Annotated in this window: 14 protein-coding genes; 4 read left to right on the forward strand and 10 right to left on the reverse strand. The window is 68.2% G+C overall.

Features of this window, described 5'->3' with window-relative positions:
• Positions 1-591: 591 nt before the first annotated feature.
• The 4 genes from ACV229_RS01180 to ACV229_RS01195 all read right to left on the reverse strand — a co-directional run bounded on the left by ACV229_RS01180 (position 592) and on the right by ACV229_RS01195 (position 3,685).
• The gene (locus ACV229_RS01180; RefSeq protein ID WP_448081280.1) at positions 592-1,368 is read right to left on the reverse strand and encodes a glucose 1-dehydrogenase; all 777 of its coding nucleotides are present in this window, start codon (positions 1,366-1,368) and stop codon (positions 592-594) included.
• 86 nt (positions 1,369-1,454) lie between these two features.
• Positions 1,455-2,210, reverse strand: coding sequence for an SDR family NAD(P)-dependent oxidoreductase (locus ACV229_RS01185; protein WP_448081281.1), 756 nt, complete (start codon positions 2,208-2,210; stop codon positions 1,455-1,457).
• Between the two features lie 31 nt (positions 2,211-2,241).
• Positions 2,242-3,108 (reverse strand): SDR family NAD(P)-dependent oxidoreductase, encoded by an 867-nt coding sequence (locus ACV229_RS01190; RefSeq protein ID WP_448081282.1) that lies wholly within the window; start codon positions 3,106-3,108, stop codon positions 2,242-2,244.
• Between the two features lie 76 nt (positions 3,109-3,184).
• Entirely contained in the window at positions 3,185-3,685 is a 501-nt protein-coding gene (locus tag ACV229_RS01195) for a nuclear transport factor 2 family protein (RefSeq protein ID WP_448081283.1), read from the reverse strand.
• Between the two features lie 285 nt (positions 3,686-3,970).
• Between ACV229_RS01195 and ACV229_RS01200 the strand changes: the two genes are divergently transcribed.
• From ACV229_RS01200 to ACV229_RS01210, 3 genes are all read left to right on the forward strand, one after another.
• Positions 3,971-4,468, forward strand: a complete 498-nt coding sequence (locus tag ACV229_RS01200; protein ID WP_448081284.1) for a nuclear transport factor 2 family protein — start codon at positions 3,971-3,973, stop codon at positions 4,466-4,468.
• Positions 4,469-4,540: 72 nt separating this feature from the next.
• The gene (locus tag ACV229_RS01205; RefSeq protein ID WP_448081285.1) at positions 4,541-5,257 is read left to right on the forward strand and encodes an EthD domain-containing protein; all 717 of its coding nucleotides are present in this window, start codon (positions 4,541-4,543) and stop codon (positions 5,255-5,257) included.
• A 386-nt stretch (positions 5,258-5,643) separates the two neighbouring features.
• Positions 5,644-5,898, forward strand: a complete 255-nt coding sequence (locus tag ACV229_RS01210) for a hypothetical protein (RefSeq protein WP_448081286.1) — start codon at positions 5,644-5,646, stop codon at positions 5,896-5,898.
• 133 nt (positions 5,899-6,031) lie between these two features.
• Here ACV229_RS01210 and ACV229_RS01215 read toward each other — a convergent pair whose 3' ends face one another.
• From ACV229_RS01215 to ACV229_RS01235, 5 genes are all read right to left on the reverse strand, one after another.
• The gene (locus tag ACV229_RS01215; RefSeq protein WP_448081287.1) at positions 6,032-6,856 is read right to left on the reverse strand and encodes an SDR family NAD(P)-dependent oxidoreductase; all 825 of its coding nucleotides are present in this window, start codon (positions 6,854-6,856) and stop codon (positions 6,032-6,034) included.
• A gap of 2 nt (positions 6,857-6,858) precedes the next feature.
• The gene (locus ACV229_RS01220) at positions 6,859-7,734 is read right to left on the reverse strand and encodes an SDR family NAD(P)-dependent oxidoreductase (RefSeq protein ID WP_448081288.1); all 876 of its coding nucleotides are present in this window, start codon (positions 7,732-7,734) and stop codon (positions 6,859-6,861) included.
• Between the two features lie 63 nt (positions 7,735-7,797).
• Positions 7,798-8,790 (reverse strand): NADP-dependent oxidoreductase, encoded by a 993-nt coding sequence (locus ACV229_RS01225; protein ID WP_448081289.1) that lies wholly within the window; start codon positions 8,788-8,790, stop codon positions 7,798-7,800.
• Positions 8,791-8,827: 37 nt separating this feature from the next.
• Positions 8,828-9,490, reverse strand: coding sequence for a Dabb family protein (locus ACV229_RS01230; protein ID WP_448081290.1), 663 nt, complete (start codon positions 9,488-9,490; stop codon positions 8,828-8,830).
• Positions 9,480-9,824 carry a hypothetical protein gene (locus ACV229_RS01235; RefSeq protein WP_448081291.1) on the reverse strand — a complete coding sequence of 115 codons (345 nt, stop codon included), beginning with the start codon at positions 9,822-9,824 and terminating at the stop codon, positions 9,480-9,482. The genes ACV229_RS01230 and ACV229_RS01235 overlap by 11 nt, the downstream gene beginning before the upstream one ends.
• Before the next feature lie 304 nt (positions 9,825-10,128).
• Between ACV229_RS01235 and ACV229_RS01240 the strand changes: the two genes are divergently transcribed.
• A complete protein-coding gene (locus ACV229_RS01240; protein WP_448081292.1) occupies positions 10,129-11,148 on the forward strand; it encodes a helix-turn-helix domain-containing protein in 1,020 nt (339 codons plus the stop codon).
• Positions 11,149-11,322: 174 nt separating this feature from the next.
• Here ACV229_RS01240 and ACV229_RS01245 read toward each other — a convergent pair whose 3' ends face one another.
• Positions 11,323-12,210 carry a LysR substrate-binding domain-containing protein gene (locus ACV229_RS01245; RefSeq protein ID WP_448081293.1) on the reverse strand — a complete coding sequence of 296 codons (888 nt, stop codon included), beginning with the start codon at positions 12,208-12,210 and terminating at the stop codon, positions 11,323-11,325.
• Positions 12,211-12,340 lie beyond the last annotated feature (130 nt).

The following is a 12,340-nucleotide window of genomic DNA, read 5'->3' on the forward strand; positions in this document are numbered from 1 at the left end:
AATGGCCGCCCCGCAAGGGTTTCGCGGATGCGGCAAGGACGACACCGCGCGTATGCGCGCGCCGATTGCGTCGAGCCTTCACACGAATCAGCGTTTTCGCTACTGCGGCAAACCCTGAATTAGGTTGCGCGCACAACATCGCGTTCTTGCATGCGCGGAACGGTAATCGAAGATTTTTTGACTAGCGTTGAGAGTCCGAGGCATTCGACAGCCGACTCGTCAGCTTCTTGCCATGTATCCAAGCAACCCGGAAAAACAACACGGCGAGCGCAATTCCGCCGACGCGGCTCAGTAACGACTCGCGATCGACCAGCCAACCGAACGCCATGAGCAATCCACTGCAGCAAAGTACAACAGATCCCAACAACCCGATGCAGTCGTTAAGAGAGTGTCGCGTGAACTGTTGCATGGTTTCGTTCGGTTGGGCTATCGAAGAATCGGATCCGTCAGCGGCCGTGAGTCAGCACGACCAATCCTGCATTGCATGGAACAAAGCCTGTCAAAGCACGGCACACGGTATTGAGAATGACTTTCATTGTCAATTATTGGGATTAGTGATCCGATGCGGACTGTTGGTGTTTGCGCCGGCCGTCAAAACGGCGCGCCCGGCAATCCGGGGTAATACGCGCCCGCGGCCATCCCGCCGTCGACCGCCAGTTCCGCACCATTGCAGTACGACGCTTCGTCGCTCGCGAGGAACAGCGTCGCGCGCGCGATTTCTTCAGGCAGCCCGACACGCTGCAGCGGCACGTGCGTGTAGTGCTTGTTGACTTCGTCGAGCGGTGCGCCGCTCGGGTTCGACATCACGGTGTTCACGCCGCCAGGATGGATCGAGTTCACGCGCACGCCCTGGTGGCCGAGTTCGAGTGCCGCAACCTTCGTGAGCCCGCGCACGCCCCATTTGCTCGACACGTACGCGGCGAGCGCATTGACGCCGCGCAGCCCGTCCACCGACGAGATGTTGACGATCGAGCCGCGCTTCTGCGCGATCATTCGCGGCGCGACCGTGCGGATGCCGACGAATGTGCCGACCAGGTTGATCGACACCGCGCGTTCGAAATCGCGCTTCGACAGTTCGGTGATGCCGCCGAACATCAGCACCGCCGCGTTGTTGACGAGCACGTCGACGCGGCCGAACTGCTCGGCCGTCGCAGCGGCGACGCGTTCCCAGTTCGCTTCGTCGGCGACGTCGAGCCGCATGAAGCGCGCAGCGTCGCCGAGCTCGCGCGCGAGCGCTTCGCCCTCCGCTTCGAGCACATCGGCGATCACGACGTGTGCCCCCTCCTCAACGAACAGCCGGCACGTCGCCGCGCCCATCCCGCGTGCGCCGCCGGTGACGATTGCTACCTTTCCTTGCAGTCGAGCCATGTTTTCCTCTTTTCGATTCGCCGGCATCGCGCGCAGGGACGCGCGAACCCGTACGTTGATCGCCACGCGGCCGATGCCGCGGGCCTTTACCCCCAATACGCCTGCCCGCCGTCGAGCGGCAGCGTCGCGCCGGTCAGGTACGCGGCATCGCGGCTCGCAAGAAACACGATCGCGCGGCCGATGTCCTGTTCGCAGTCGCCGACGCGGCCGAGCGGTATCGTCCGGAAAAACGCGGCCGCTTCCTGCGGATTCGCGTCGACCCAGCCCTTCAGCCCCGGCGACAGCGCATGCGGCGCGACCGCGTTCACGCGAATGCCGTCCGCGCCCCATTCGCATGCGGCCGCGCGCGTCAGCGCACGGATCGCCTCCTTGGTCGCTGCATACGCGCCGTAGCCGGACGCATCCCAGCGCACCGCGGCCGACGACGCGAAATTGACGACCACGCCGTCGCCCTTCAGGTGCGGGTGGCACGCGCGCATCATCCGCAGCGTCGCGATCGGGCCCGATTCGAGCCCCGCGACGAACGCATCGTCGGTCACGTCGAGCAGGCGGCCGAGCGGCACGACCTGCGCGTTGTTGATCAGAATCTGCACGCCGCCGTAGCAGGCGACGACGTCTTCGACGCAGTTCGCGATCTGGCCGGCGTCCATCACGTCGCAGACGAACGGCTCCGCGACGCCGCCGCGCGCGCGAATCGCTTCGCATGTCGCGAGCAGCTTGTCGCGCGTGCGGCCGACCACCGCGACCCGCGCGCCTTCGGCCGCGAGTGCGTACGCGACGCCCTGGCCGACGCCCTGCCCCGCGCCCGTGACGAGCGCGACCTTGTCCTTCAGGATGCCCATGCGTGCTCCTTCGTTGGCCATTCGCCGGCCATTACGCGACGATTGCCGGATGCGCCTGCACGGGCCCGCCGAGCGTGTCGCGATACGAAGGCGGCTGCTTGCCGTCGAGATCCGCAATCCCGTACTTGAGCGCCGCTTCCGCGCCGACCAGCACCTGGCCCGACAGCGACATGCGATCGGGGTCCTGATGAATCGCATGAAGCACGCGGCCCGTGAATTCCGGGCTTTCCGCGACGAGCGAGAATTCCTTGTACAGGTCCGGATGTTCTTCCCACACGCGCGTCGTGCGCTCGGTGCGCAACGGCCCCATCCAGATCGACACGGCCGCGACGTCGAACGGCTTCAGGTCGACGGCCATGTCCTTCGCGAACTTGTCGACGCCGACCTTCTGTGCGCCATATGCGGCGCCGTGCATGTAGCAGCTCGCGCCGAACGACGACGTGAACGCGATCAGCCCGCTGCGGCGCTTCGCCATCAGCGGCGCCGCGTGCCAGCTCGCGACGTACGCGGAGCGCAGGCCGACGTCGAGGATGTTTACGAGATCGAGCGACTTCTCCCAGAACGGGCCCGGGAGGATCAGCTGGTCGTGCAGACAGGTCGCGTTGTTGACGAGGATGTCGAGCCGCCCGCTTTCGCGCTCGACGCGGTCAAACAGCGCCTTGACCTGTGCGTCGTCCGTGTGATCGCACGGCACCGCGATCCCGCGACCGCCGAGCGCATCGATCTCGCGCGCGGTTTCATGGATCGTGCCGGGCAGCGGCGCGTCGCCTTCGCGCTGCGAGCGGCCCGTCACGTAGACGGTCGCGCCTGCCGCGCCGAGCGCGCGCGCGATGCCCTTGCCCGCGCCGCGCGATGCGCCGGTCACGACGGCGATGAGCGTGTCGTTCTTCTGTGTCATGTTCGGTGTCTCCTGTTCGATGCGGTGCGACGGAACGTCGATGAGGAATGCGTAATGCGCGGCAAAGTGCGCGGCATCAGGCAGCCGGCGGCTGCGTGCCTGCGAACAGCACGCCCTTCGCATCGCCGTCGTAGCGCGCGGACAGCGTCGACGTCACGACGCAGCGCGTCGCGGCGATCTTCCATTCGCCGTCGACCTTCCGGTATTCGTCGTCGTAGTACGCGCCGAGCTGCGTGAGCGTGTGCGCGTTCGTGTCGATCATCTGGTAATGCAGGCCCCATGTGCCGCGCGCATGCGTGTCGTCGAGCACCGTGATGTCCGGGTTGACCCCGTGGTGCATCTCGACGATGTGCGGATGGCAGCCGAGCCGCTCGAACACGTCGACGAGCGCGTCGCGATGCTCGAACACGCCGATCCGGCCGTAGTCGATGTGCACGGTGCCGGGCGCGAAGCAGTCACGCATCCCCTGCGGGTCTTTCCGGTCGCAACTCGTGAAGTAGCGCGCCTTCAGGCGGCGGATCGCGTCGGCGTCCTCGAGCCTGCGCAGCCGCGTCTCCAGTTGTTCGATGGGCGTCATGCCGTCTCCTTGGTGTGGACGCAGGCCAGTGCGGTGCGTCGATGCCAAGGTACAGGCGCCGTGCCGGGCGGCCATCACCCGTTCGGATGAAACGGTTGCCGCTCGCCGGCTCCATCTCGCCGCCCATGCCTGCGCACCCCAACCTCTCCGGTCCCACCTCGGCGGCCGCACCTCGGCGGCCCCACCTCGCCGGCCGCGCCTCGCCGGCCCCGATCATCCAATCAGACGATGTGATGCGGCGGCCTTCGTTCCTACCATCCGTCGACACCACCACGAGGCGCGGCGATGGACGACACGACCCGGACGCTCCACGAATTCGAGCAGATCCGTCAGCTGAAATACCGGTACTTCCGCGCGGTCGACACGCACGACTGGGCGTTGCTCGCGCAATGCCTGACGGCGGACTGCACGGCGCGCCTGTACGGCGGCAAGTACGCATACGACGGCCGCGACGCGTTCGTATCGAGCCTGCAGGCGCTGATCGGCAAGCCGACGTTCCTGACGATGCATCACGGCCATCACCCGGAGCTGACGCTCGTCGCGCCCGATCGCGCACACGGCGTGTGGTTTCTTGAAGATCACGCGATCAACCTCGACGACGACTGGCTGCTGCACGGCACCGCGTTCTACGACGACGACTACGTGAAGCAGGACGGCATGTGGCGCATCCATGCGACGCGTCACGACCGGCTGTTCGAGAGCGTGACCTCGCCGATCCCGCCGTCGTTCACGCTGACCGCGAACCGCTTCGCGCCCGACGCGCAGCAGGACATCGCGCACTGAATGCGGCGGCACGGCTGCCGTGGCCGTCCGCTGCCCCATCATTCCCAACCTGGCCAACCTGGAGCCCGAGCAATGGAGAAAGTCATCTACGTGTTGTGGCGCGACGCGCAAGCCACGCCCGATCAATGGAGCCGCACGGTGCGCGCGCAGCTCGCGGACAAGCTGCTGTCGCTCGGTGCACACGGCGTGCAGGTCAACGTCGCCGACGCGGACGTCGCGCCTGCCGCCGCGCTGAAGCAGGTCAACACGCATCCGGGCATCGACGGGATCGCGGCCGTGTGGATCGACAGCGCGAACCCGATGTTCCGCCAGCTGTTCGACGACGCGGTGCGCGCGGTCGCCCCGCACATGGCCGCGTATCTCGTCACCGAGTCGCAGCCGATTCCGAACACGCGCTTTCCGGCGCGGCCCGGCGAGCGCACCAGCGGGTTTTCCCAGCTCGCGTTCCTGAAGCGGCCGCCGCGCCTCACGCACGAAGCGTGGCTCGACGTGTGGCACAACCATCACACGCGCGTCGCGATCGACACGCAGGACAACTTCCAGTACGTGCAGAACGTCGTCGTGCGCGCGCTCACGCATGCGGCGCCCGGTTACGACGCCATCGTCGAGGAATGCTTCCCGGCCGCCGCGATGACGGATCCGCATGCGTTCTTCGACGCGGTCGGCGACGAAGAAAAGTTCCAGCGCAACGTCGCCGAGATGATGGACAGCTGCGCGCGCTTCATCGACTTCGACAAGATCGACGTCGTGCCGACGAGCCAGTACGTCGTGAAAGCCGTGCGTGGCTGACGCCGCGCGCCGGGCCGTGCACAGTTCGGCGTCCGCCGGCTTCTTTCGACGGGCAGAACACGATCGGCATCGTGCCGACGGGACGGTGGAGCGTGAAGGCAATGTATGCCGGATGGGGCGCCGTCCGGCGTCCTTCGACCGACCGACAGATCGCGGACGTTCGCTGCGGATCGCGCACGTTGTCACCGGCTGACGCGATGCGGCGGGTCAGGCGCGGCATCGCGGCTAGCTGGATGCCGTGGTTTCGATGCGCGCAGCATCACCCATGCCCGGCCGAGATCAAATATGCCGTCATGTGCGAAACGGCATACCTTCACGTGGCGTTAAGTTTTGCGAACTAGACTGAATGAGTTGTCTCACGCAGTGTTGTCGCGAAAGGAGTCGCCATGAACAAGCACGCGATCGCGGCCGTCCTTGCGGCCGTTTCCCTTTCGGCGTTCGCTCAATCGGGCGCGCCGTTCTCAGGTTCCACGGCCCCCGCGTCGCCGCACGCCGCCGGCGCACAAACGGCGCTGCGCATGCCCGGCACGCTGCCGTCGGCTGGCGGGTTCATTCTCGCGAAGATTGATCAGAACAATACGCCGCCCGATCGCGGCGGCGACCCGAGCGGAAGACAGCATTCTTCGGGCATGAAGATGTAAGTGGCGATCTCGCCGGCCGCATTCGCCGGATGGCCGGTGCGCGGGTCGATGCACAGATGAAGCGACGCTCCCGCGGGGCGCAGGATTGCACCCCGCGGGCGTGTGGCTGCGCATGTGCGCGCACGCCACTCGGTCAGAACGACGGCAGCGACGGATCGCGCGCGGCCAGAATGTCATCGGTGCGCCGCTGCAGCGCGCCGTCGATCGTCTCCGGCTGCGGAATCAGCCAGTAGCGCCCTTCGCGGATCCCTTCGAACGCACGCTCGGCGAACTGGTCGGGCGTGAGCCCGTGCGCATTCAGCATCCCGCGCATCGCGTCGACGAACCCGCGCACCGCCGGGCGATCGTGCGCGTCGCCGAACGGATCGTTGAAGATCCCGGTCTGCACGGGCCCCGGCGCGAGCAGCGACACGCCCACCAGCGACCCGAGCATCTTCAGTTCCCCGTACAGCGATTCGGTCAGCGCGACCACCGCGAACTTGGTCGCCGAATAAGGCGACATCAGCGGGCTCGGCAGGAACCCGCCGACCGACGCCGTGTTCACGATGCGTGCCGGCATGTTGCGCGCGAGCATGCGCGGCACGAAGCTGCGGATGCCGTTCAGCACGCCGTGCACGTTGACCGCGAAGCTCTGTTCGAACCGTTCCGGCGTGATTTCCCAGCTGAAGCCGGTGGCCATCACGCCCGCGTTGTTGAACAGCAGGTCGACGCCGCCGAAACGCCGCCACGCGGCGTCCGCGAGCGCGTCGACGGCGTCCGGCCGGCTGACGTCGGTCGGCACGCACAGCACGTCGGTGTCGAGCGTCGCGGCGAACGCGTCGAGCCTGGCCGGGTCGAGGTCGGCGAGCACGACGCGCATGCCGAGCGCGGCCGCGTGGCGCGCGAGCCCGCTGCCGATGCCGCTGGCCGCGCCGGTGATCACGGCGGTGCCGCCGTCGAAGCGAAGCGATGCCGTCATGGTCAGATTCCCTCGGGGTTGATGTGCGGATGCGCGTACGCGGGAATCGCGGGCGGCGGCAGCGGCGTGCGGCCGTCGAGCGAACGCACCGCGAGTTCGTGTGCGACCGGGAAGTGCAGGCTGTGCGCGATCACGCCGGTGCGCTCGCATGCGGGCAGCCGGCACAGCGCGAGCGCCGTTTCGGCCAGGTACGCGACGTCTTCGGTCGGATAGCCTTCCGGGATGTAGCGCGCCGCGCCAGGCGTGCGGATCGCGGTGCTCGGCGCGACGAGGTTCACCGCGATGCCGTCCGGTTCGAGCTCGGCCGCGAGCCCTTGCGTGAAGCGCGACAGCGCGGCCTTGACCGCCGCATAAACGGTCGCGCCGCCCGCGCGCGAGAAGTCGTCGAACGGCCGCAGCGGCGGCAGCGCGGTGACGGACCCGACGTTCACGATCCAGCCCGCGCCGCGCGCGCGCATCAGCGGAATCGCCGCCTGCGCGAGCGCGAACGGGATCCGCAGGTAGTGCTCGATCGTCGTGTCGAACATCGCCATCGGCATCGTCTCGACGCGTTCGTAGTCGGCCACGCCTGCGTTGTTGACGAGGATGTCGAGTCCGCCGGCGGCGCCGGCCGCGCGCGCGACGAGCGCGTCGCGCTCGGCTGCGTTCGACAGGTCGGCCGCGAGCGGAATTGCGCGGCCGCCCGCCTGCTCGATCAGCGCGACGGTTTCGGCGAGCGTGCCGGCGACGCTCGCCGATTGCGTGAGGCTGCGCGCAGTCACGACGACGGTCGCGCCGTCGGACGCGAGGCGCTGCGCGATCGCGCGGCCGATGCCGCGGCTCGCGCCGGTGACGAGCGCGGCTTTGCCCGCGAGTGACGGGGTTCGGGTGTCGGTCATCTTTTCTCCTTGTCTCCTTGTGTGCATCGACGGAACGGGTTCGATTCGTTCGGTTCGATCCGATCAGCCGGCGATATCCGCAACATGCAGCACCAGCTTGGTTTTCGCGTCGCCCGATTGAACGAGGTCCAGCGCCCGCGCCGCCTGGGCGAGCGGCAGGCGTTCGAAGCGCGGTACGCGCAGGCGCCCATCCGCGAGGTGCGTGGCGATCTTGCCGAGCCGCTCGCCGCTCGGCATGCGGCTGTAGGTCATCGCGGTGCGCAGCCCGCGCCGGTCCGCTTCCGCAACGATCGCGGCGAGCCGCGCGGCATCGTCGGCGGCGAGCGTCATGATGTTGGCGAGCGTTCCGCCCGCCGCCAGCAGGTCGAGCGCGCGCGGCAGCGTGCCGTTGCCGACCGCGTCGAGCACGAGATCGACGCCGCCGGGCGCCCACGTGCGTACGGCGTCGTGCACGTCCTGCGCGCGGTAGTCGATGCTGTGCGCGCAGCCGAGCGATTCGACGGTCGCACGGTTCGCCGCGCGGCAGGTCGCGGCCACCTCGGCGCCCGCGCGGGCCGCGAGCTGGATCGCGAACGTGCCCACCGCGCCCGCGCCGCCGTGGATCAGCACCTTCTGGCCGGGCTGCAGCCCGCCGTCGTCGAACAGGCCGGCCCACGCGGCGAGCGCCGGGGTCGGCACCGTCGCCGCTTCCGCGAAGCCGAGCGTGTCGGGCATGCGCACGACCGAGTCGTGGCGCACGGCAGCGTATTCCGCATACGCGCCCCACTTCCCCGCGCCGACGTCCGTCTGCGCGAATACGCGCATGCCGGGCGCGAAGCCGTCGACACCCGCGCCGACCGCTTCGACGACGCCCGCGACGTCGAAGCCGATCACGAACGGGAACGTGTACTGCACGAACGCGCCGAGGTAGCCTTCCCGGCATTTCCAGTCGGCCGGGTTGACGCCCGCGTACGCGACGCGGATCAGTACGTCGCCGGGGCCCGGTTCCGGTGTCGGCACGTCGGCCAGTCGCAACGCATCCGAATGACCGACACGGTCGATCAGCATGGCTCGCATCGTGATGTCTCCTTCTGTTGTCTGTTTCGGGGTCCGTTTAATCGTCTGATGATTCGCGCCATGCGTTCGTCGGATCGGCGTCGGCAAGCAGGCTCGACGTCAGCGGGCAGAACGCATGCGAGATCGCGTCGACCGTCCAGTCGGGATGCTCGGCGTCGAACCAGCGATCGACCCAGCCCCAGTGGAACGGATGCAGCAGGTATTCGCCGAGCAGGTCGTCGGCGCGCGCGAACTCCTGGTGCCATGCGTGCGTCCATCCGCCGGGCGCGGCGACCCGGCTCAGGCGCCAGTTGCGGATGCCCGGCATGCACGCCGGCATCCGCAACAGGTCGCGCTCGAGCGACTCGACCTGTGCGCCGGTGGCCGGTGCGCGCGTGCGCAGCATCAACGTGCGCCAGACGCCGTCGCGCAGGCCCGGCTCGCGCACGCCGCCGCCGAGCGCGCGGCATGCGGCGGCGTCGATGCGCGCAATGCCGTGCAGCGCGGCGAGATCGGCGAATGCCGGTTCAAGGTCCTGCGCGTCGTCTTCGCGGAGCAGGTCGAGCGTGTAGCCGCCCGCGCCCCAGCTGCCATCGAGGTTGCGCGACAGATGCACGCGACGCACGCCGCGCAGCCCGTTTGCACGGTCGTGCAGCGCGCGTTCGAGCGCGTGGACGTCGGCGTCCGCCGCGACGAATACCTGAGCCGTGTCATGCCGCATGGCCGGCCTCCGGCACGAACGGCAGCGGCGCGTCGGCGTCGGTCATCACGTGGCGGCGCCGTGCGTCGCAGATCGCATCGACGCCGGCCCAGAACGCGACCACGTCGGCGTTCGTCAACGCGCGCAGCCGGTAGTAGGCCGGCGCGTCCGCGACCTGCCACGACAGCCACAGCGTGCCGGCCTGTCCGGCTATCGAAACCGGCGGCGACACCCAGCGGCCGAGCGGCGTCAGCCCGCGTGCGGCGTGGCTCGGCAGGTAGCGCTCGCGCAGCAGCGCAAGCACTTCCGGTATGCGCTCGGGCGCAAGCGTGATTTCATCGAGGATCTGGATCATTCGTGTGTTTTCCGGGGGCGTTCGTTACGTTTCGCTGCTTTCGCTGCTTTCGCTGCTTTCGCTGCTTTCGCTGCTTTCGCTGCGTTTGGTCTTGTTGACGCTTCCGTCGCCGGGATCGCGGTAAGCCGTGCCGGCATTCGGCCGCGACTACGCCGTTCGTGCGAGGCTACGGGCGTCAGCCGTGGATACGATTCTTGCGTGATGCCGGCGGGCCCACCCCTACCGGTCCGCTCAACGACCGCCATCGCGGCGATCAAAACAGGCGCGGCTCCGGATCTGCGGCGGCGTGCGCATCGGGAATCGCATGAGAGAACTGACCTTGCCGACGAGGAGCCGGCTCCTGCCCGGCCTCGGCGCGCGGCTGCTGGACGAACTGACGCGCAGCGGCGCGGCACCGCATGCGCCTGACGCGATGCCGGATGCGCGCGGGATGACGCCCGCCGGTTTCGTCGCGCTGTACCGCGACGCGATCGAGCGGCTCGAGGCGCAAGTCGCACGCGGCGACGGCCACCCGCCGATGCGCAAGCGCGAGGTCGACCTGATGTGCCGCTGCCTGTTGAGCTGCCGCACGCTCGCGAACGCGATCCGCTGCGCCGGCGAGTTCTGCGAGATGCTGCTGCCGCGCGCGGGCGCGCTGACGCTGACGATGCGCGGCGGGATCGCGTCGTTCGACATGGATTCGCTGCGCCGCACGCGTAGCCCGGCCGCCTGTCTCGTCGATCTGACAGGGTTGTTCTGCTACCTGCAACTGTTCGGCTGGCTGATCGGGCAGCCGGTGCGGCTAAGCGAGGTCTGGCTCGCTCATCCGCACCGCGACGATGCGGTGCCGTTGCTCGGGCTGTTCAACGCGCCGGTCGCGGTTGGCGGGAAGACTTATGGATTCGGGTTCGATGCCGCGCAACTCGCGTGCCGCGTGATCCGGCAGCCGGCGGAGCTGGACGCGTTCCTCGTCGACTTTCCGTTTCGTCTGATCGATGCGGCGCCTGCCGCGATGTCGTGGGCTCAGCGGGTGCGCGGCGCGCTTGACGCGGCACTCGCACGCGAGCAGGCGCTGCCTGCACTGCCGGAACTGGCCGGATGGCTCGGCGTCAGCGACGCGACGTTGCGGCGCCGGTTGATCGCAGAAGGCACGGGGTATCAGGTATTGCGCGAGCAGTGCCTGACCGATGCCGCGCGGCGATGCCTGCGCGAGACGGACTGGCCGATCGCGCGGATTGCCGCGCATCTCGGGTTTGGCGGCGAGGAAGCATTCCGGCGCGCGTTCGTGCGGTGGACGGGAATGGCGCCGAGCCGGTTCAGGCGGTCGGGAACGGCTGGCGCGTGACGCGGTGGAGTGGATCGCACTTCGGATCTCGACAGTCGAATCTGACTATTCGCGCCCCGCGTTGGCGCGACGCGGGATCCGGCGCGGCGGCGCGTAGTTCGACGGCTCGGCGCGCAACCAGCATCCGCGATTCGTCGTTGGCTTTCGGCACGGCTGCGCCGGACCGCTTTGCCGTCATCCCCCGTTCCTGCAAAGCGCGATCATCCACTCATAAACCGCATCCACCGCAGCGGAGCGCGCCGGCTGCGCCGAGCGCATCAACCACAGCGGCGCGAGCGCGAATCCCGGCACCTGCGGCAAGACTTCGACGCGCCCGCTCGTCAATGCTTCGCCGGCCGTGAGGCGCGACACCATCGCAATCCCGACTTCCTGCTCGGCCGCAGCGACCACGAAGCGCGGATCGCTGACCGTCATCGCACGCCGTATCGGCAAGCCGCCTCGCCTCAATTCCGGCAGCCAGGGCGCCCAGTCCGGTTGCGCCTCATGAACCAGCAACGGCGCTTGCGTCAACACGTCGGGGAACGGCGCCGAGCCCAAACGCCGCGCGGTCGCCGGCCCGCAGATGGCGACTGCATCGTCGTCGAGCAACGGCTCGCACACCACGTCGGGCGTGCGGATTTCCGTCGGCGCAACGACGAGATCGACATCGACACGATCGATCTCGTTGACCTTTTCGCCGGTCACGAGCCAGAACTCGATGTTCGGCAACGCGTCCGAAAACGCCCGCATGCGCGGCATCAGCCAGCCCGATGCGAACTCCGGCGCGCAAACGACGATGACCGAATCGGGATTGCCATACGGCTCGATACGGTCGCGGCCGTCGGCGAGCGTGGCCAGCGCCGAAGTCACGGTCTGCGCATACAGCGTGCCGGCGGCGGTCAACGCGACACCGCGGCCGATCCGCCGAAACAGCGGCTGCCCGGTCCATTCCTCGAGTTGCAGGATCTGATGGCTGATCGCCGATTGCGTGAGTGCGAGCTCTTGCGCCGCGCGCGTGAAGCTGCCGAGCCGCGCAGCAGCGTCGAACGCGAGCAAGGCCTGCAACGGGGGAAGTCTGCGCATGGAATGCTGACCGGGAGATATTAGAAATATCGATACTTCCAGCAAGATACTTCGCTATTCGCCGGAATTCTTACCCGCAATGATACAGCCAGCCGTCACCCATCCACGCGCTGCCGCTTGAGCAGACATG

This window comes from Burkholderia sp. MR1-5-21 (assembly GCF_053427715.1).